Here is a 21,570-nt window from a genome sequence, read left to right as displayed (position 1 = left end):
CAAATAAGGAATGGAGGAGAAGTAGATGAACGTTATACGATTAAAAGAAGATAAATTTAGAGAAGCATTACGCTTATCAGAATACGCTTTTCAATATAAAGTTGAAGAAGAACGATTGCAGCAACAACTTACAAAGATGAAAGAAAGTCATGAAATATACGGTATTATGGAAGGGGAAGATTTAGCTGCAAAACTTCATCTTATTCCGTTTCATATATACATAGGTAAAGAAAAATATAAAATGGGAGGCGTTGCAGGGGTAGCGACGTATCCAGAGTATAGAAGAAGCGGGTATGTAAAAGAATTACTTCAACACTCACTTCAAACGATGAAAAAAGACGGATATACAGTATCGATGCTACATCCATTTGCTGTTTCATTTTACCGTAAATACGGCTGGGAACTGTGTGCGAATCTCCTAGTATGCCATATGACAAAGAGTGATTTAGTTATGAAAAAACAAGTAAATGGAACTGTGAAACGTTTCAATAAAGAAAATCACCCAGAAGAGGTCGAGAAGCTTTATGAAACATTTGCAGCACGTTTTTCCGGTATGCTAGTTCGCGATAAAAAATGGTGGTTACAGGCTGTTTATGATGACTTAACATTAGCAATTTATTATGATGAAAATAAAACGGCAGCTGGCTATATGTTATATAAAATTGAAAACAACAAAATGACAGTAGAAGAATTTGTTCCACTGGATAACGAAGCGCGAAATGGTCTATGGAACTTTATTTGCCAGCATGATTCTATGATTAAAGATCTTGAAATGACAGTAAGTGAAAACGAACCGTTATTATATACACTAAAAGAGCCACGTGTGAAGGCGGAAATAAAGCCGTATTTTATGGGTAGAATTGTAGATGTGGAGCAGTTCTTTAAACAATATGAATTAAACTGGAACAATGTACAACAAGAACTAATTTTACATATTACAGATTCATTTGCATCGTGGAATAACGTATCAGTGAGACTGGCAAATCATAAAATAACAATAATAAAAGAGGAAACAATAGATAAAGGAATTAGGCTAGATATAAACGCACTATCTACCATAATGTTTGGCTACAAGCGTCCGTTACAACTTAATGAACTAGAATTAATTAACGGAAGCGAAGAGGAAATACAAGCGTTTGAGAAAATAGTTCCGGTACGAGAAGCATTTATTTATGATTTCTTTTAAAAAATAGGGCTGTCCAAAATCAAATTTTGGGACAGCTTTCTCTTTGGGTATCAGTTTTTGTCGGTAAGTCGATATATTTTGAAAATCGCTGATATAATTTTTTTCACTAAAACGCAACGATACTTTTTCACGCACTTGACTTTTAATCGATGTAATTTATAATTAAAAACGGAATGAATTTTCATTCCTAAAAATAGAGGTGGAAAAAATGGCTAAAAACAAACAAGAGGATATTTTTGATGCTGCGATGCAACTTTTTGCAGAGCGTGGTTACGATGGTACGACAATTCCAATGATTGCTGAAAAGGCAAAAGTCGGTGCGGGTACTATTTATCGCTATTTTGAAAATAAAGAGGCACTTGTTAACTCATTATTTTCAAAAAGTATGTTAGAGCTTTCTGAAATGATAAAAACAGATTTTCCTGTTGAAGCAAATATTCGTGAACAGTTTAGTCATACGTACAACCGTTTATTTGAATTTGCGAGAAACAATGTGGATGCTTTTTTATTTACAAATTCTCACTGTGATAGTTATTTTCTTGATGAACAAAGTAAGCAAATATTTGACGATTTTATAGGCTTCTTTATGAGTATTATTGAAGATGGAATCGCAAAAGGTTTTCTTCGTCCGTTGCCTCCAGTTGCTTTAATTATTATTGTATATCAACCGCTAGAAAAATTAACGAAAGTAATTGCAACAGGGCAATTAGAATACTCGAAAGAGTTAGTAAAAGAACTAGAAGAAAGCTCTTGGAACGCTATTAGAATCATTTGATTCTATAGCTTTATAAGGACAGGAATGAATATTCATTCCGAGAATGATATAAAAAGAAAAACAGAACATGATTAATCTTTACAATTAAAGGAATGAACATTCATTCCGGGAAGGATAGTTTAATAGAATTTATAAAGAAACAATAGAACGATAGGAATGAACGTTCATTCCTGTAAATAGGTTCAAAATATTAGGAATGAATATTCATTCCGAAACTAACATGAAACTTTCAAAATGGGAGAGGATTAAATTGAGTAAGCTAAAAAATTGGAGAAGTTTATCTTTTCTATTATGGATAGTTATTACGATTACAATGATCGTAACGATGCCTAATATGGATAAATTAGTGAAAGAAAAAGGGCACATTACGATCCCTAATACAGAACAAAGTAGTATTGCTGACAAAATGATAAGAGAGATGGATAAAGACGGTACAGAGAAGTATGAAATTATAGCTGTGTTTAATAGTGGGAGTAAAGCAGCTTTAACAACTGAGCAAAAAGATGAAATAATAAAAACAATCAACGCTTTACAAAATGAAAAAGAGAAATTAGGAATTAAGGAAGTTGTTTCACATTTAGATAATAAAGACTTGGAAAAACAGCTGATATCTAAAGACAATACAACTATTTTAACGCAAATCTCAGTAGACAAAAAACATGGTGAAATATCAAAAGTTGCAAATGCACTTCATAAAAAAGTTAAAGTAAAGGGCGTTAAAACGTACTTAACAGGAAGTGATTTAATAGCGGGTGATTTTCTTACATCCTCTCAAGAAGGAGTGAAGAAGACAGAAGTTATTTCTATCATTTTCATTCTAGTTGTATTAATCATTGTATTTCGTTCACCAATTGTTCCAATTGTTTCTCTTCTTACAGTTGGTGTATCCTATTTAGTTTCAATGGGGATTATTGCCCACCTTGTAGATCATTTTAATTTTCCGTTTTCAAACTTTACACAAGTGTTTGTAGTGGTTGTCCTGTTTGGGGTTGGAACAGACTATAACATTTTATTATATACAAGGTTCAAGGAAGAATTAAGTAAACAAGAAAATGCATTTTTGGCTACGAAAGAAACGTTTAAATCAGCAGGGAGAACCGTTTTATATAGCGGAATTGCAGTATTAATTGGTTTTGCATCTCTTGCTTTAGCGAGTTTCAAACTATATCAATCTACTTCAGCGGTAGCAATTGGTGTCGCAGTATTATTACTCGTATTAACTACGTTAAATCCATTTTTTATGGTGCTTTTAGGAAAAGGAATGTTTTATCCAGTTAAAACATTTAAAGGGCATGAGGATAGTCGTTTATGGGGGTTTCTTGCGAAAAACTCAGTAGTAAGACCATTTGCAGCGTTAATCATTGTATTTGTAATATCGATTCCTTTTGTAATGAAATACTCTAACACATTAAATTACAACGATTTATTTGAAGTAGATAATAAATATGAGTCAAAAATGGGGATTAACGTAATAGAAGATCATTTTCCACCTGGTTTTTCTTCGCCAAGTACGTTCGTCATTCAATCAGATAGTAAGTTAGATGAGGCGAATTCGCTCCAAACTTTAGATGAACTAACTGATAAGATTTTGAAAGTGAAAGGTGTATCAGAAGTATATTCACCGACGCGTCCAACTGGTGAAAGGATAAAAGAACTATATATAAATAAACAAGCGGGAGAACTAAATACAGGCTTAGGAGATGCCAATGGTGGTATAAAAGAAATTAATGATGGATTAACTACTGCGAAAGATAAAATGGGTAGTAAAGACTCAAATAGCCTTGCAAACGTTCAAAAGTTAATTGATGGAACAACTGAAGCGAAAAATGGTGTATCAGCATTAGGAACAGCTTTAAATCAACTTTCAAGTGGCATAAATGATGGAGCACAAGGTGCGCAGCAAATTGAGAGTGGGTTAACTTCAGTAAATGAAAATATAAATGTATTATCTAATGCAACTTCACAACTACACGCTGGTTATTCGCAGTTAGAAAAAGGTTTAAGTTCTTACAATCAATACTTTGGAAGTATTTCTCAAGCAATTGATGGTGCGAAAAAAGGTTACGAACAAATTGAAATGTTAATGACCAACTTTATTCAAACGAAACCAGAATTAGCAAATGATCCGAACATACTGCAGACGATAGGAATTGCCAAAGAGGCTCAAAAGCAATTAGGTGGACTTTCAAATGAATTAAACCAATTAGCTACGCAGCATAAAGCTGCAATGGGCTCATTTAAAGAAGCAAATCAATCATTATTAAAAGTGGATAACGGCTTAAAAGAAATGAGCAATGGAGTTACTAAGTTACAAAAAGGAGCAGCTGATCTTAAAAGTGGATTAAATGAAGGTGCTTCAGGTTCAAAACAAATTGCAAACAAGTCAACTGAGTTACAAACTGGATTAACGAAAATAAATGATGGGCAAGACCAGCTATTAACCGGACTGAAAGACTTGCAAGAACAGATGGGGCAATTACAATCAGGGTTATCTAAAAGTACAGAAGGGCTTGAAAAGGTAAGTAACGGCCTAGGAGATGCTCAGAAATATTTAGGAGAACTGAATGAATCAAAAAGCTCTGAGAAATTTTATATTCCAAAAGAAGTTTTAGAGGGTGAAGATTTCCAAAAAGCTTTGAATACGTACATGTCACAAGATAGAAAGACTGTTAAAATGACAATCGTTTTAGACGTAAATCCGTATTCAAAAGAAGCGATGCCAATCATTGAAGAAATTAATAAAACGATAGACGGTAAGTTAAATGGTACAGAATTAAAATCAGCAAAAAAAGCAATCGGAGGTACGACAGCTAGAAATGTTGATTTAAAAGAAGTTACAGGTCAAGACTTCTTACGTACAGCTACGATTATGTTAATTGGTATTGGGATTGTATTAATTGTGATTACACGTTCAGTATTAAATACAATCTTTATTATTGGATCGTTAATATTAGCTTATTTTGCATCACTTGGTATAAGTGAACAAATTAGTACACACTTACTAAACGTAGAGTCATTAAGCTGGAATGTACCATTCTTTAGTTTTATTATGATTGTCGCTTTAGGGGTGGATTATAGTATTTTCGTAATGATGCGATACAATGAGCTAGAAGGGGACCCAGCAACGAAAATTATAAATGCATCTCGTCACATAGGAGGAGTTGTACTATCGGCTGCGCTTATTTTAGGCGGAACATTTGCTGCATTAATCCCTTCAGGTGTATTAACGCTTATACAAGTAGCATCTGTTGTTGGTGTTGCACTGTTACTATTAGCTATCGTTGTAATGCCGATATTGTTACCTGCTTTAATAGGATTGGTGAGTAAGGTGAAGAGTTATAAAGAGAAAATAATAAATACGAAATAAAAAAAGACTGTAGAGAATGTTTTCTCTTGATATTATCCCCTTTAGGTAGACAGTGTGAAAAAGACCATGTATACACATGGATGTTACACTATTACTTGGAGGGGATTTTTCATGGCTAAAAAAGGTACAACATTTAATACATACTCAAATGAGATAAAGGTATCAGCTGTTCAAAGTTATTTAAACGGTGAGGAAAGCTACGATATGATAGCGGAGAAATATCAGATTAGAAGCTCTACACAACTTAAAAATTGGGTGAAAAAGTATAAAGAATGTGGTGAAATTACAGATACTCGTGGAAAAAATAGTGAAATGAAAGGTATACCAAACCCTTTAAAAGGCAAACGGATTCATTTTAAAACTGTTGAAGAAGAGCGTGACTACTATAAGGCTCAGGTTGAATATTTAAAAAAGCAGTATCCAAATCTGTAAATGGAGGCGTACTAAAATATAAAGAACGATATCATATCATTGAATTACTAAAGAGAAAATATCCTGTTATATGGCTTACTAATTTTGCGAATGTACATCGCTCAAGTTACTATAAGTGGGTTCATACAAAAAGTGTGAACAACACGCGACTAGAATCCGATAAACGATTAAAAAAGGTAATTCAATCTATTCACGTAAAGCACAAAGAATATGGTTATCCACGTATGAAAATCGCTTTACAAGAAGAGGGTTATTTTATAAATCACAAAAAAGTATATCGATTAATGAGTGAGCTCAACATTCAGTCTATTATTCGGAAGAAGCGTCGCTTCTTTAAAGGGAATTATTCTAATACTTTTCCAAATGTTTTAAACCGTGAATTCAAAGATCGCCAGCAAAATGAAGCGCTTGTTACAGACATTACCTACCTACGATTTCAAGAGGGCTTCCGCTATCTTTCTGTTGTACAAGATATTTATAATAACGAAGTTGTTTCTTGGAAAATTTCCAAGCGTAATGATAATGAACTTGTATTAGATACAATTGAAATGCTGGCACAAAAAAGAGATGTGCGTGGAACCATTCTCCATTCAGATCAGGGATTCCAGTACACATCTCATGCCTACAACAAACGACTTTTAGATTTAGGTATCATTGGCAGCCACTCTCGCAAAGGAAACTGCCATGATAATGCCTGTATCGAGTCATTTTTCTCCCATTTTAAATCGGAGATGTTGTATTTGAATCATTTTAAAACAGAAGCGGATTTAATACAAGCAATTGAAGAATATATTTATTTTTATAACTATAAACGTTTCCAAAAAAGACTAAGCAACCATCGAGCTCCGATAGAATATCGAATCTCGATGGCTGCTTAGTCTTTTTAATACTGTCTACTTGACAGGGATAAGACCACTCTACAGTCTTTTTTTGAATATAAAATTTAAAATCAAAAATTAATCCAATGTGTTACAGAGTGAGAAGAGAAAGGATATTTTAGAAAGAGGTCGATGATATACATACAATGGGTAGGGAATGGATAAAAACTGTTCGATTTCACTGTAGAAAGGTAATCAACCGTTGCTATTCATCCATCTTCTACTATATAATAGCTATAGTCTAGAATAATTGAGTCGTAATATGCGATTTTTTAAGACAATCGGTGAGAAAACGCTGAAATAAGCGGTATTAGTAGGAGGACACAAATGATTACAGTAAGTAACGTTAGTTTGCGTTTCGCGGATCGCAAATTATTTGAAGATGTTAACATAAAATTTACGCCAGGTAACTGCTACGGTTTAATCGGAGCGAACGGTGCTGGTAAATCGACATTTCTAAAGATTTTATCTGGAGAAATTGAACCATCAACAGGTGACATACATATTACGCCAGGTGAGCGTCTAGCAGTATTAAAACAGAACCACTTCGAATATGAAGAGTTCCCAGTATTAGAAACAGTTATTATGGGTCACACGCAACTTTACAAAGTAATGCAAGAGAAAAATGCCATTTACATGAAAGAAGACTTTAGTGATGAAGATGGTATGCGTGCTGCTGAACTTGAAGGTGAGTTCGCTGAGCTTAACGGTTGGGAAGCTGAGTCAGAAGCTGCAATCTTACTAAAAGGTTTAGGTATTGGTGAAGATCTTCATGATAAGAAATTGTCTGAATTAACTGGGGCAGAGAAAGTAAAAGTATTACTTGCTCAAGCTTTATTCGGTAAGCCTGACATTCTATTACTAGATGAGCCTACCAACCACTTGGACTTAAAAGCGATCCAATGGTTAGAAAACTTCTTAATGAACTTTGAAAATACAGTAATCGTTGTATCCCATGACCGTCACTTCTTAAATAAAGTTTGTACGCACATGGCTGATCTTGATTTCGGTAAAATTCAACTTTATGTTGGTAACTATGACTTCTGGTATGAGTCAAGCCAATTAGCTTTAAAATTAACACAAGATGCAAATAAGAAAAAAGAAGAGAAAGTAAAAGAGTTACAAAACTTCATTGCACGTTTTAGCTCAAACGCATCTAAAGCGAAGCAAGCGACTTCTCGTAAAAAATTATTAGATAAAATTACATTAGATGATATTAAGCCATCATCTCGTCGTTACCCATTCGTTGGCTTCACACCAGAACGTGAAGTAGGAAATGACTTATTAACTGTTGAAGGTCTTTCTAAAACAATTGACGGCGAAAAAGTGTTAGATAATGTGTACTTCACTTTAAATAAAGGTGATAAAGTTGCATTTATCGGTCGTAACGATATTGCAATGACAACATTATTTAAAATCCTTATGGGTGAAATGGAGCCAGATAGTGGTTCATTCAAATGGGGCGTTACAACATCTCAATCGTACTTCCCAAGAGATAACTCTAAATACTTTGAGAACAGTGACTACAACTTAGTTGATTGGTTACGTCAATTCTCTCCACAAGATGAGTCAGAAAGCTTCTTACGTGGTTTTTTAGGTCGTATGTTATTCTCAGGTGAAGAAGTTAAGAAGAACGTTTCTGTATTATCAGGAGGCGAAAAAGTTCGTTGTATGTTATCTAAAATGATGTTAAGTGGTGCAAACGTAATTACACTTGACGATCCAACGAACCACTTAGACCTTGAGTCTATCACTGCATTAAACAACGGTTTAATTGCATTTAAAGGTACAATTTTATTCACATCTCATGACCATCAGTTCGTACAAACAATTGCAAACCGCATTATCGAAGTAACGCCAAACGGTGTAATCGATAAAGAGGCCACTTATGATGAGTTCTTAGAAAATGAAGAACTTCAAAAACAAGTAGATGCAATGTACAAAGGTCAATAATAAATGATGAAAAACCTCGCTCTCGTTATGAGAGCGAGGTTTTTTATAATCATTGATTTTATAAAATATGAATAATTATGCAAGAATAATTTTGGAGGAGAAAATATATTTTGAAGTTGTATATAGAGGAATGGCTGAAGCATGAATATAGTTGAAATACATGAAGAGGTTTAATATACACCGAAAAAACTAAATGCTAACTATAGTAAATTTCATTATATTACATTAATGTTCCAAAACTGGAGATATAATTATTTGCGAAGTAGTGAATAAAGGTTTATAGTATGTGATGTCATAATTAGTGGATGAATCTTGGGAGAAAACAGGAAATGTTACAAATTTATTTTGTTAAATAGAAACCAAGGTCAAAATGTCTAGAAAGAAATAGTTGAATAAATAATAGCTTCAAATTATAATTACTAATATTCTTCATATAGTTAAATAAAAATAATCTATTTGAAGAAGAAAAATTGAATAGAGAGACAGACTTATAAAAAAATAAGCCTTGGATGATCAAAAGAGGTGGAGAAATGAAAAAGTTCATATTAAAGAGCAAAAGTGTGTTAAGCAATCATTTTGGATTCTTTCTGTTTGCCGTTATTTTATTCTGGCTCAAAACATATGCAGCGTATGTAACGGAATTTAATTTAGGTATTTCAAACACAATCCAAAAATTCTTGCTATTTTTTAACCCACTTAGCTCGGCAGTTCTATTTCTAGGACTTGCATTATTTGCAAAAGGGAAACGATCTTATATTTGGTTAATTATCATTAATTTGTTATTGTCGATTCTTTTATACGCAAACGTAGTATATTATCGCTTTTTCAGTGACTTTATTACGTTCCCGACATTAACACAAACGAATAACTTTGGAGATCTAGGTGGTAGTATTCTTGCGTTGCTACATCTTTATGATCCGCTATATTTCTTAGACACAATCATTTTAATTGTTTTAGTTGCAACGAAATTTGCAAATCCAAAACCAATTCGTGTTGCGAAACATAAAGTATCACTAGTATTTGTAGCAGGTATTTTATTATTCAGTGTTAACTTAGGTCTTGCAGAATCTGACCGTCCTGAATTATTAACAAGAACATTCGATCGTAATTATATTGTGAAATATTTAGGAGCATATAACTATACAATTTATGATGGGATTCAAAGTGCGAAAGCATCAACGGAAAGAGCATTAGCTGATGGAGATAACATGACAGAAGTCAGAAACTATTTAACATCAACTTATGCAAGTCCAAATCCTGAGTATTTCGGTAAAGGAAAGGGAATGAACGTAATTTATATTCATTTAGAGTCATTCCAAAACTTCTTAATCGATTATAAATTAAATGGTCAAGAAGTTACGCCGTTCTTAAACTCATTCACAAAAGATGCGAATACGCTTTACTTTGATAACTTCTTCCATCAAACAGGACAAGGGAAAACATCTGATGCGGAGTTTATGTTAGAGAATTCAATGTTTGGTTTACCACAAGGATCTGTCTTTACAACGAAATCTCATAATACGTATCAATCAGCACCAGCTATTTTAGGGCAGCAAGGATACACATCAGCTGTGTTCCACGGTAACTATAAAACGTTCTGGAACCGTGACGATATTTATAAATCATTTGGTTTTAATAAATTCTTTGATGCGTCATACTATGATATGAACGAAAAAGATGTAGTAAACTATGGATTAAAAGATAAGCCGTTCTTTAATGAATCCATTCCGTTATTACAAACATTGAAACAACCGTTCTATACGAAGTTCATTACGTTATCTAACCACTTCCCTTATCCAATTGATAAAGCGGAAGCGACAATTGAACCAGCAAACACAGGTGACTCATCTGTAGATACGTATTTCCAAACGGCACGTTATTTAGATGAATCTGTAAAAGGTTTCATCGATTACTTGAAACAATCTGGTTTATACGATAATTCAATTATTGTTATGTATGGAGACCATTACGGTATTTCAGATAATCATAACGCAGCAATGTCAAAAGTAATGGGGAAAGAAATTAACTCATTTGAAAATGCGCAATTACAGCGTGTACCTTTAATCGTTCGTGTACCAGGTGTGAAAGGTGGCGTGCAACATCAATACGGCGGTGAAATTGATGTTCTTCCAACATTATTACACTTACTAGGTACAGATACGAAAAATTATGTTCAATTTGGCTCAGATTTACTATCACCAGATCATAAACAAGTCGTTGCGTTCCGTAACGGTAACTACGTAAGTCCAACAGTTACTGCACTAAACGGCAAATACTATGATACAAAGACTGGAAAACCAGTTGAATTTACAGATGAAATAAAACAAAATGAACAAATGGTTCAAAGTTCGTTAAAATATTCCGACCAAGTCGTAAATGGTGACTTATTACGATTCTACACACCAGAAGGCTTCACTCCAGTAGATCGTTCAAAGTATAACTATAACAATCGTGATAAAAATAAAACGAAGGTAAAGACGACTCCGGAAGGGGAAGCCAAATAAATAACAAAAGGCGCTATTCAAATGAATAGCGCCTTTTGTTTGTAAATATAACATCATTATTACATAGAACCATTTGTCGTTTTTTGTTTTGCCTTTCCGAAGAAAACTACACCGGCGATGATAATAATGATAAATGCCCATTTTATGAAAGGGTTACTTTCGAAAAATCCAGCGAACCATTTCTCATCTACAATCATTTTCGCAGCAGTATAAGCTAAAACAGCTGCTCCAATCGTAATGATGACAGGGAACTGGTCCACCCATTTTAAAATTAATGTACTGCCCCAAACTACTACTGGAATAGATACTAATAGTCCGATGATGACTAAAGAAAAATTGCCATGCGCAGCTCCTGCAACAGCGAGAACATTATCAATACCCATTAATGCATCAGCGATAATAATGGTTTTAATAGCAGACCAAAATCCTTCTTCTGCCTTAATATCATGATCTTTGCCTTCAGCAATTAATTTATAAGCGATCCATATAAGGAGTACACCACCAATTAGAAGTAGCCCTGGTATTTTTAACAACCAAACGACAACTAAGGTAGCGAGAGCTCTAATTGCGATCGCTCCGATAGTTCCCCATATAATAACTTTCTTTTGTTGATCTTTCGGTAATCGCCTTGCTGCTAATCCAATTACAATGGCATTATCACCAGCTAACACTAAATCAATTACAATGATGGCAAGTAAGGCAGACAAATATTCAGCTGAAAGAAAATCCATATATATCCCCCCTTAAGAGTAATATGTGCTAAAGTGTTGATAATATAAAAAATAGGATTGAATTTGTATATTCAATCTATAATTTCTTACTGTATTTTGATAAATCTGTTTTAATTTCGTATAAGTCGCTTTTGCAATCTTTTTTGCTTTTCGTTTCTTTTTCTTAATTTTCGATTCATCTTTTTAATACGATTTTCTTTTCTACTATCCCAGTTATCACTTCTGATTGTATGAATAGATGTATCTTCCTTAGCACGAAAACGCCTTACTTTTTTTACGAAGGAGATAGGGATTTTACCGATAACACCTTGTTTTTCTAACGAATCTTCTTTATCTTTATACCAATCAGGATGAGATAATAAATAGTCGAAATCGAATATTATCCCGTATTCTTTATCCATATAGGTATACCATTCTTCCAGTGCAGGTTTATTTGCTTGATGAAAATACATAGAACTATCACCCATGGCACAACACCAGTAACTAATATCACTCCATAGTACCCATTCTTTCGGTACATCTAGTGTTAAAATTACCATTTTTGAATTTTTTCTACCCCAAGCTTTATGATTTCGGTTTGGGTAATTATTTGCTTCCCAAACCCAAATAGGATAGTTACCTTCGTAATGAGGCAATCTTGTTTTAGCAACGCGCACCATCCAGTCATATGAATATATATCGTCTGAATCGATGACTTCTTTATTCCCTTCTAAATAACCAAGTTTCTTAAATTGCTTCCAAGCTTCTTCAGTTTGTACTGTATATACAATCATATGGCACCTACTTATTTAAACTAGATTATAGTATAGCATGTGATCTTTAATTTGTATTGATATTAGAGAAGGGGGAGTTTGAGTCTAATATACGCGGAGTAATTCCCGAAACGATAAAAAGACTCGATTCCCGGATAAAGGAAATCAAGTCTTTTTCATTACATACGATTATCATGCCAGAAGTTTAATGGGAAGTGTTCGTTCTCACTATAGGCTTCTAATTCATATCCTTTTTCTTTCAGCCCTTTAATAATACCAGGTACTGCTTTTACGGATTGTGGATGAATGTCGTGCATAAGGATAACTTCTGTTGGCTTGTTTGCACCATTAATAACGTTTTCTACAATTTTAGCTGATGCAGCGTCAACAGGCATTTTGTTATATCTCCAGTCTAATGAATCAATTGTCCAATCCCAAACTTTTAGCCCATTCTCAACAACTTTGTTACGAAGCGCTTCGTTTAATCCTGGCATTGAGCCGTAAGATGGACGAGTTAATACTGGCGATTTACCTAGAACGCCAGCAATTAAGCCTTGATCTTCCTTCATTTCATCTACGTAATGACCTTCTGTGTAAAGTTTCTTGTAGTTATGAGTCATACTGTGCATCCCAACATAGTGGCCTTCAGCATCTTCACGTTTTACAAGATCCGGGAATGCTTTTACGTTTGAACCAATTAGGAAGAATGTTGCTTTTGCATTTTCTTTCTTTAACATATCTAAAAGCTCAGCTGTGTATTTTCCAGGACCATCATCAAATGTTAAATAAGCTACTTTTCTAACTTGCCCATTATATTGTTTTGGAGCTTCTTTCGGTGCAAGAGATGATTGAATTTCACTTACAAGTTGAACAGATTTTGCTTCATCCTCTGTACTTGCTAGAGCAGTATGTGCTGATCCTAAAGCCGCTTCGTATGTAAATAGTACCCCCGCGCAAACCAGCATAGCCCTTTTCACTAAAGTTGTCATTCGAATTCCATTGTGCATAATTTTCCTTCTCTCTATAAAAGTTCTACTCTACTATATTAGCAATTAAAGGGAGGTAATTGCAAAAAAACTTTTTTACAAGTGCAAAAAAGTTTGTTCAAAGTTATGCAAGATTTAAAAGGAATAACACTTTTAAAGAAATGGGACAAGAAACGGATAGTTTTAATCCTTCATTGGAATACTACAACGGATATTAATTTTAGGGAGGTGCTTTAATTGAATTATAAAAAAATGCTATCTATATTTATGCTGAGCATATTTACAGTAGGAATGTTATTTGGGTGTAATCCAGCTCCAAAGGATGAACAGGAGCCAGATCCAACGGAGGAACCTTCTGAGCAAAGGCAGGAGGAAAAAAATGAAAAACAAGATCCTGCTAATGAAAAAAATAATGAGTTAAACAAAAAGGATGAACAAGAACCAGATCCAACAGAAGAGCCATCTGAGGAACAAAAGAAGAAAAAAGAAAATGAGTAGTCGAACATTAATGCATTGTATAGCTTAACACATCAAATATTTTCGGAAAACATAAACCACTTTTCGTCCTAAAAGGAAAGTGGTTTATAATTGTATATGAGCTAATGAATATAAAAAAAATATAGATAGCCACACTTATTTTCATCTTCATATACGTAACTTATTAAGAAAAGCAGTTGTATACTATACTTATTAGATGTTTCATGTAATACGGAGTTCATGATGAAAAAATATATTTTCTTGCGAATAAATAAGGAGACGGTATATTTTTTTGGATAAATTTAAAATTTCACATACCGTATTTTAAAAATACATATAGGAAAACTAAAAAGTAATGTAGAATATATCGTACATACATATATGAAGTCAACATAAAAGATAAAGAGGTGGGCATATGTTACTTGAAGAAGTAATGCAGCAACTAGAGGAATATGGAACAGAACAAAATCGTAAAACGTATAAAAACCACGGAGCGAAAGAGCCACTATTTGGAGTTAGTTTCGCGAATTTAAAATTATTAAAAAAGAAGATAAAAAAAGATCATGATTTAGCAATTTCATTATGGGAAACAAAAAATATGGATGCAATGACTTTAGCAACAATGATATTAGATCCGAAAAAAGTTACGACAGAACTGCTAAATAATTGGGTACAGGAAGTTGATTATTATTGTTTAATGGATGTTTTGATGACGGCTATTTGTACGTCGCCAATTGCGATAGAAAGAATGGAAGAATGGACAAAGTCTGATAATGAATGGATTGGAAGAGCAGGCTGGTCTTTATTAGCAAACATAGCGATTAAAAATAAAACGTTACAAGATGATTTCTTCTCTCCGTATCTAGAAGAAATTAAAGTAAATATACATAATGAAAAAAATAGAAAAAAAGAAGCGATGAATAGTGCATTAATTGCGATAGGAATTCGTAATGAACAGTTAGAGCAAACGGCGATTAAAATTGCACGTGAAATTGGAAAAGTACAGGTTGATCACGGAGCAACGTCATGCAAAACACCAGACGCAGAGCCGTATATAAAAAAAGCGAGAGAAAGAGCTGAAAAAAGAAAGTGAAATAAGAAAAGGGGAACGGTTATGAAAGCAATGGAAGCGGCACAAAGCATAATTACATCACAATTTCCGAATTGTGATGTAGCTTTACTTGGAGGAAGCGTTGCAAGAGGAGAAGCGACAAAAACATCCGATCTGGACATTGTAATAGTTGATCAAAGTTTAACGTCTTGTTATCGAGAATCTTTCTATAGTAATGGATGGCCAGCCGAAGTGTTTGTACATAATTTTGAAACGTATAAAACCTTTTTTAAAATGGATTGCGATCGCGGGAGACCTTCGTTACCACAATTAGTTTCAGAGGGGGTTGTATTAAAAGGTGAAAATGAAATTGTTGAAAAACTAAAAAGAGAAGCAAATAATTTACTAAATAAAGGACCAGCTAAATGGACCGAAGAAATGATGAAACAGAAGCGATATTTTATTACGGATACTTTGGATGATTTTATTGGTGCATCAAAAAGAGAAGAAGAATTATTTATTGCGAATTTATTAGCTGATTTATTACATGAATATGTATTAAGAGTAAATGGTAAATGGCTTGGAAATTCAAAATGGTTTATAAGGGTACTTAGAAAATATGATGAACAGTATGCAGATCAATTTGTAGCGGCTTTCGATTGTTTTTATACAACGGGAGAGAAAATGAAATTAATTACTTTTGTAGAAAAAACGCTAGAACAGTATGGAGGAAGAATGTTCGAAGGGTTTTCTATAGGAAAATAAGAAGGGGATAGCACAATGAATGTACCATTCGTTCAATTAAGAGAACTGACACTAAATGATGTAGAAGATCGATATCAATGGTCATTAGATACAAAAGTAACGGAACATTTAGTTATACCAGATCAATATCCACCGTTCACTCGTGAAGATACGAAAAAATGGTTATGAACAAAGAGCAATCACTACAGAGAACGGCATACATATTGGATGGGTAGATCTTAAAAACTTTGATAAAACAAATAAAAATGCAGAACTGGGAATCGCAATTGGTAATAAAGAATACTGGGGTAAAGGGTATGGAATAGCGGCCTTATATAGTATGTTACACCTAGCATTCTTTGAATTTAAATTAGAAAAAGTTTGGCTACGTGTAGATGAAGATAATTTTCAAGCTAGAAAGAGTTATGAAAAGGTTGGTTTTGTTTGTGAAGGATTAATGAGAAATGATCGATTACGTCAAGGAAAGTTTATTCATCGTTATCGTTATAGTATGTTAAGAGAAGAATACGAATTTATAAATAGTAGTTTATAAAAATATTATGTTAACTTAAAGGGGCTGGAATAATGTGATTCGATTACTTACGAAAGAGGATGCGAAACAATATTGGGAGTTACGTTTACAAGCATTACAAGTAAATCCAGAAGCATTTGTAACAACTTATGAAGAAGCGATTCGTCAAGAAAATCCGATTAAGCGAGTGGAAAATAATTTAACAGCTACTACTAGCTGTACATTTGGTGCTTTTAATGAGGATTATCAATTAGTTGGAGTGGTTACTTTACTAACAGAAGAGAAAGAGGCGTATAAACATAAAGGTCATATCGTTGCGATGTATGTAGATGCAAGCAATCGAAGAAGTGGCCTTGCACGTGAGTTAATACGTAAGGCAATTGAAAGAGCAAGAGAAATGAACTTGGAACAATTGACATTAGGGGTTGTGTCTACAAACGAGCCAGCAAAAAAGTTGTATGAATCAATGGGCTTTCAAACGTATGGAATTGAGAAAAGAGCTTTAAAAATGAACGGTGTATATAGTGATGATGAATATATGGTGTTGTTCTTTTAAGAGAGGGAGTTTAGTATGAAAGATCTCCATTTAGAAAAAAATATGAACCCGCAAGTGGCAATTTTGTATGCGACGGTTACGGATACATATAAACGATTGCAAAAGTTAGTAGAAGGTATTGATGAGAAAGAATTGTCTTTTAAAGGATCAGAAAATAATGAAAATAACATCGGACAACTACTTCAACATTTAGCAGTTGTTGATTTACATTGGGTGTATCGCTTAAAAGGAGAAGCAGTTCCATTCGCACTTGAAAATAAATATGGACCTATGTTAAATGAAGTAGGAGAACTGCCAAGTTTAAGAAAACAGACGTTGCAACAATTAATGCAAGATTATGAAGCAGTGCATCATATGTTTTATGAGGAATGCATGAAACTAACAGAATATGATTTAACACGAGAAATTTTTTACGAAAAGGGAGAAAATGCGACTATAAGATGGGGGATATGGCATATAGCAGAACATAATCGGTACCATCAAGCTCATATTAGTCGATTGAGAAAACTATATAGAGCTAGTTTATGTCCAAATTAAAGATTGCAAATTTTAATTATATTCATTTTGTTGTATAGTATTTAAGAAGAAACTAAACAAGGGGTTTTATAATGAAAGCTATTGCAGTAGGGATATTGGCATCATTTTTCTTTGCCTTTACCTTCGTTTTAAACCGGGCGATGGACTTAGAAGGTGGAAGCTGGATTTGGAGTGCATCATTACGGTACTACTTTATGGTTCCAATGCTTTTACTTATTGTCATGTATAGAGGTAACTTAAAGCAACTCTTTCAATATATGAAAAACAATCCGAAAGAATGGTTAGTTTGGAGTATCGTTGGATTTGGTCTCTTCTATGCACCACTTAGTTTTGCTGGAGCTTTTGGACCTGGTTGGCTCGTTGCATCAACATGGCAAATTACGATTGTCGCAGGGATTTTGTTAACACCATTTTTTGCAGTAGATCCGTTACATAAAAAACTTCCAATGAAGGAATTAGTTATGTCGGGCATTATTTTATGTGGTGTTATACTCATGCAAGTAGAACATGCTTCTTCATTAGGAATTCGTGAAACCGTTTTATGTGTAGTTCCTGTACTTATTGCAGCGTTTGCGTATCCTCTTGGAAATCGAAAAATGATGCAAGTTTGTAAAGGTGAATTAGACGTATTCCAGCGAGTTCTCGGTATGACATTAGCCAGCTTACCATTTTGGTTTTTACTATCTGGTTATGAAGTATCAACAGGCGGGCTACCGTCAAGTAGCCAAGTTTTCCAATGTTTTATTGTAGCAGTTAGTTCTGGTTTAATCGCGACAGTATTATTCTTCTTTGCGACAGATCTTGTAAAAGATGATCCACAAAAACTAGCAACAGTGGAAGCGACTCAATCTGGTGAAGTTTTATTTGCGCTAGTAGGAGAGCTTATCTTACTATCCGCGCCAATTCCGTCATCTTTATCTTGGATTGGTATGAGCCTCGTTATTGTCGGAATGATACTACACAGTTATGTAGCGGTCGTTGTGAAAAAAGAAGAAAAAATAACGGCGTAATGAGACTAGCTCTTTTTATAAAGAGCTAGTCTTTTTTCATAGAAAGGGATGGAAGAATGAATTTACAGCGTGTTGAACAAATAGAAAAAGATCCAATTTTACATGTACTACAGTATGCAGTTGGGCCAAGTGAAACTAGCTTAAAGAAAGCGGTCTTATTTTATGGAAGGAATAAAGGGACTTTTTATAAATTTGAAGAAAAAGCTTGCATAGGTATTGAAATAATCGAGGCAAATAAAGCGAGAATTTGCCACATTGCAGTCGTTCCGCAATATCGTCAAAAAGGAATTGCTTTGCAAATGATAAAGGAAGTAGTAAGAATACACCAATTGACTTATGTGGAAGCAGAGACTGACAAAGAAGCAGTAGAATTTTATAAGAAAAGTGGTTTTCAGGTTAAAAATTTAGGAGAAAAATATCCGGGAGTCGAAAGGTTTCTATGCTATCTGGAAGAATAGCATTGAAAATATGTAAATATACATGTTGTGTATAGTTTGAAAAAAATAATAATTACATTATATAATATAGGTAACTGGAAAAATATAGATAAAAGAAATTAGGTGTATAACACATGAGAATGGATAAAAGTAAATTTATAAAAATTGCTACTTCAATAGGGGTATCATCTTTTTTATTAACTGGATGTGGCGATTATGAAGAAGATACTGCTCAACAAGAAAGTACTGCTGTTAAAACAGATGGTGGAAAACAAGGAAATGAACAAGAAACTTTAAATTGTAATGATAAAACGCCTACAAATGAAAATGTAGAAAATGATGAGTTATGTAAAGAGATGAATCCATCATTTTCATCGTATCATGAAAATTCACATTTACCGATACTTCCATTCGTAGCAGGATATTTATTAGCAAGCAGAACTTCAAATATGAATTATACAACAAAACCAAATATAATGAAGAAACCGTATGCAAATAATATTATTCCATATCGTGAAAAAGACCAAAGTAGAACTGGTGGCAGCGGTGGTGGAGGGTATTACGGCGGAACTAACAGTAACAACAATAATTCTTCTAATAAAGTGGATTTAAATAAACAACAGCCAAATTCCTCAAATAAAGTGACGCCAGATACAAATACGCCGAAATCATCTACGACTCAAACGCCGAAAGTGAATTCTGGTTCCAGTGGAATTGGGAATGCAAAAGCACCAGCCGGATCATAATACGAAAGGATAATAGGATCATGTATACAGAACAAGAGCAGAAAAAGTATATGAAAGTATGGTTTTCACTTGCGGAAGAGGCGGGTCGGAATGGATTTACGTGGCCGAGTCTATTAGAAAAAGAAGAATGGAATCAATATATGGCAACAGGTATGTATCGTATGCCAGTAAAAACTTATACTGCTATTTCAAAAGCGACAGAAGAAATTATGTATGTGCTATATAGAATGTATCAATATATTCTCAATACGACAGAAGATTTTCAAAAACTTGGATTTCCAGCTGAAACGTGGGAAATTGCGAGAATGAAACATACTGGTTTGTTTTCATATTTTACGAGGTTTGATTTTATCGTAAATGGTGAAGATATAAAATTAATAGAAGTAAATTGTGATACACCAACAGGTTATTTAGAGCCATCTGTCGCAAATGAAGTGTTGTGCCGTTATCACGATGTCAATCATCCAAATCATATAGAAGAGCATATTGTGCAGGCGTGGGAACAAATTAAACATGACTATAGTATAGATCCTAGAGAAACGATATATTTTACGAGTTATGATTGGCACGAAGAAGACCATCAAACAGTTCAATTTTTAAGAAGCTATTGCTTAGATCAATCAACGGATTATATAGGTATACAAGATATTGTCGTTGCAGATGATGGTATATATACGCCAAATGGTGAACGAATTTATTATTTATATAGACTATATCCAATTGAATATTTAGTTTCAGATGCTGATAAAAACGGGAAAAGAATTGGACACCAATTTTTAGATCATATAGCGCAAGGCAGAGTGAAAATCATTAATCCACCAGCTGCTTTTCTTATGCAAAATAAAAGTGTACTCGCATTCATTTGGCAACTTTACGAAGAAGGAGTCTTCTTTGAGGAAGAAGAGCGAGAGATTATACAGAAATACTTCCTACCAACCTATTTTACAAATAAACCGTTTATAGAAAAAAATGAATCATATGTTTCTAAACCTTTATACGGTCGTGAAGGTGGAGGAGTATCTATATACGAAAATAATGAACTATTAGCTGAAGATAAAACAGAGTATTACTTTGAACAGCGGAAAATATATCAGCAATACATAGAAATGCCTGATTATACAATTGATACATGGGATGGTCCGTATACTGGTAAACTATTAATTGGTTCACACTGTATTAGCGGGAGAGCTGCTGGTTTATTTTTACGTGTAGGTGAGAAAATAACGGGAAACTTATCGATGTTCACTGGGGTTACAATTGAAGGATAAATTAAATGAAAGAGCTCATCATTTTTGATGAGCTCTTTCATTTAAATATAGTGTTTTTATTGCTGTGATGTAACGCTTTCATTTTTCTTCATTTCAAAGATTTTGTTTCCATCTTCATCTACAATTTTAATAAAGTCTCTAAGTTTTGGTACACCAATATACATGACTGGGTTTTCATCTTTTCCTTTACTTTTCTCGATATGTAAGACGATAACAGATGTGTCTTTTTCATCCTTCACTTCTTTTACTGTAATTTTGTCATTTTTGTACTTCGTTCCAAATGCTAAATATATCATTCTTTTACCTTCACTAATACAACCATTTGAGTAATGTACCATCGTTGGATCTTCTTGTGCTTTTTCATATAAATTTGATGGGCCAAATCCAATTTCATTATATCTGGATTTTTCTAATACCCAATAATCTTCATATTCATTTTGAAAAGAAACACATGCGCTTAAGGAGACGAGTCCAAATAGTAGAAAAGAGAATAAAGCTTTTTTCATTTGTTCACCTTCTATTGTTATTTCAAATTAATACACCATAATTTAACCAATATCTTTGTAAGTATATTACCATTTTTTATGTTCATAAAAATGATTAAGTTAAAAATTAAGAAAAATATGATAATATATGTATGTAGTAGTT

19 protein-coding genes and 1 pseudogene are annotated in these 21,570 nt (G+C 33.7%); 16 read left to right on the top strand and 4 right to left on the bottom strand.

The window, feature by feature from the left end; genetic code table 11:
• The first annotated feature begins 25 nt into the window (after positions 1–25).
• From AAG068_RS14450 to AAG068_RS14425, 6 genes are all read left to right on the top strand, one after another.
• Positions 26–1,186: a GNAT family N-acetyltransferase gene (locus AAG068_RS14450; RefSeq protein ID WP_342714763.1), complete on the top strand. Its 1,161-nt coding sequence runs from the start codon at positions 26–28 to the stop codon at positions 1,184–1,186.
• Between the two features lie 208 nt (positions 1,187–1,394).
• Positions 1,395–1,961: a TetR/AcrR family transcriptional regulator gene (locus tag AAG068_RS14445; RefSeq protein ID WP_342714762.1), complete on the top strand. Its 567-nt coding sequence runs from the start codon at positions 1,395–1,397 to the stop codon at positions 1,959–1,961.
• A 250-nt stretch (positions 1,962–2,211) separates the two neighbouring features.
• Positions 2,212–5,328, top strand: a complete 3,117-nt coding sequence (locus AAG068_RS14440) for an MMPL family transporter (protein ID WP_342714761.1) — start codon at positions 2,212–2,214, stop codon at positions 5,326–5,328.
• A gap of 111 nt (positions 5,329–5,439) precedes the next feature.
• A protein-coding gene (locus AAG068_RS14435) for an IS3 family transposase (protein WP_428845972.1) occupies positions 5,440–6,638 on the top strand; the annotation gives its coding sequence in 2 pieces (ribosomal slippage) (positions 5,440–5,734 and positions 5,734–6,638; 1,200 coding nt in all).
• Positions 6,639–6,965: 327 nt separating this feature from the next.
• Positions 6,966–8,591: an ABC-F family ATP-binding cassette domain-containing protein gene (locus tag AAG068_RS14430; RefSeq protein ID WP_078418035.1), complete on the top strand. Its 1,626-nt coding sequence runs from the start codon at positions 6,966–6,968 to the stop codon at positions 8,589–8,591.
• A 530-nt stretch (positions 8,592–9,121) separates the two neighbouring features.
• Positions 9,122–11,095 carry an LTA synthase family protein gene (locus AAG068_RS14425; protein WP_342714759.1) on the top strand — a complete coding sequence of 658 codons (1,974 nt, stop codon included), beginning with the start codon at positions 9,122–9,124 and terminating at the stop codon, positions 11,093–11,095.
• 59 nt (positions 11,096–11,154) lie between these two features.
• Here the strand turns inward: AAG068_RS14425 and AAG068_RS14420 are convergent, their stop codons facing one another.
• The 3 genes from AAG068_RS14420 to AAG068_RS14410 all read right to left on the bottom strand — a co-directional run bounded on the left by AAG068_RS14420 (position 11,155) and on the right by AAG068_RS14410 (position 13,585).
• A complete protein-coding gene (locus AAG068_RS14420) occupies positions 11,155–11,826 on the bottom strand; it encodes a TerC family protein (protein WP_342714758.1) in 672 nt (223 codons plus the stop codon).
• Positions 11,827–11,936: 110 nt separating this feature from the next.
• Entirely contained in the window at positions 11,937–12,599 is a 663-nt protein-coding gene (locus AAG068_RS14415) for a DUF3841 domain-containing protein (protein ID WP_342714757.1), read from the bottom strand.
• Between the two features lie 158 nt (positions 12,600–12,757).
• Positions 12,758–13,585 (bottom strand): peptidoglycan-N-acetylglucosamine deacetylase, encoded by an 828-nt coding sequence (locus tag AAG068_RS14410; RefSeq protein WP_342714756.1) that lies wholly within the window; start codon positions 13,583–13,585, stop codon positions 12,758–12,760.
• Positions 13,586–13,801: 216 nt separating this feature from the next.
• Here AAG068_RS14410 and AAG068_RS14405 point away from each other — a divergent pair, with 216 nt between their 5' ends.
• The 10 genes and pseudogenes from AAG068_RS14405 (at position 13,802) to AAG068_RS14360 (ending at position 20,922) form a co-directional block, all read left to right on the top strand.
• Complete coding sequence (locus tag AAG068_RS14405; protein ID WP_342714755.1) at positions 13,802–14,062, top strand: hypothetical protein; 261 nt, start codon at positions 13,802–13,804, stop codon at positions 14,060–14,062.
• Between the two features lie 394 nt (positions 14,063–14,456).
• On the top strand, positions 14,457–15,134 hold the full coding sequence (locus tag AAG068_RS14400; RefSeq protein ID WP_342714754.1) for a DNA alkylation repair protein: 678 nt from the start codon (positions 14,457–14,459) through the stop codon (positions 15,132–15,134).
• A gap of 21 nt (positions 15,135–15,155) precedes the next feature.
• Positions 15,156–15,857 (top strand): nucleotidyltransferase domain-containing protein, encoded by a 702-nt coding sequence (locus AAG068_RS14395; RefSeq protein ID WP_342714753.1) that lies wholly within the window; start codon positions 15,156–15,158, stop codon positions 15,855–15,857.
• A gap of 15 nt (positions 15,858–15,872) precedes the next feature.
• Positions 15,873–16,389 (top strand): annotated as a pseudogene (locus AAG068_RS14390) (GNAT family N-acetyltransferase).
• A 34-nt stretch (positions 16,390–16,423) separates the two neighbouring features.
• Positions 16,424–16,924, top strand: coding sequence for a GNAT family N-acetyltransferase (locus AAG068_RS14385; RefSeq protein ID WP_342714752.1), 501 nt, complete (start codon positions 16,424–16,426; stop codon positions 16,922–16,924).
• Between the two features lie 15 nt (positions 16,925–16,939).
• Positions 16,940–17,461 (top strand): DinB family protein, encoded by a 522-nt coding sequence (locus AAG068_RS14380; protein ID WP_342714751.1) that lies wholly within the window; start codon positions 16,940–16,942, stop codon positions 17,459–17,461.
• Positions 17,462–17,532: 71 nt separating this feature from the next.
• Positions 17,533–18,471, top strand: coding sequence for a DMT family transporter (locus AAG068_RS14375; RefSeq protein ID WP_342714750.1), 939 nt, complete (start codon positions 17,533–17,535; stop codon positions 18,469–18,471).
• 56 nt (positions 18,472–18,527) lie between these two features.
• Positions 18,528–18,929 carry a GNAT family N-acetyltransferase gene (locus AAG068_RS14370; RefSeq protein ID WP_342714749.1) on the top strand — a complete coding sequence of 134 codons (402 nt, stop codon included), beginning with the start codon at positions 18,528–18,530 and terminating at the stop codon, positions 18,927–18,929.
• Positions 18,930–19,042: 113 nt separating this feature from the next.
• On the top strand, positions 19,043–19,654 hold the full coding sequence (locus AAG068_RS14365) for a hypothetical protein (protein ID WP_342714748.1): 612 nt from the start codon (positions 19,043–19,045) through the stop codon (positions 19,652–19,654).
• Positions 19,655–19,674: 20 nt separating this feature from the next.
• On the top strand, positions 19,675–20,922 hold the full coding sequence (locus AAG068_RS14360; protein WP_342714747.1) for a glutathionylspermidine synthase family protein: 1,248 nt from the start codon (positions 19,675–19,677) through the stop codon (positions 20,920–20,922).
• A 56-nt stretch (positions 20,923–20,978) separates the two neighbouring features.
• Here AAG068_RS14360 and AAG068_RS14355 read toward each other — a convergent pair whose 3' ends face one another.
• The gene (locus AAG068_RS14355; RefSeq protein ID WP_342714746.1) at positions 20,979–21,428 is read right to left on the bottom strand and encodes a hypothetical protein; all 450 of its coding nucleotides are present in this window, start codon (positions 21,426–21,428) and stop codon (positions 20,979–20,981) included.
• Between the last annotated feature and the right edge of the window lie 142 nt (positions 21,429–21,570).

Origin of the sequence: Bacillus paramycoides (assembly GCF_038971285.1) — a bacterium.
Lineage (GTDB): Bacteria > Bacillota > Bacilli > Bacillales > Bacillaceae_G > Bacillus_A.
This window is presented reverse-complemented; position numbering and strand designations above follow the sequence as displayed.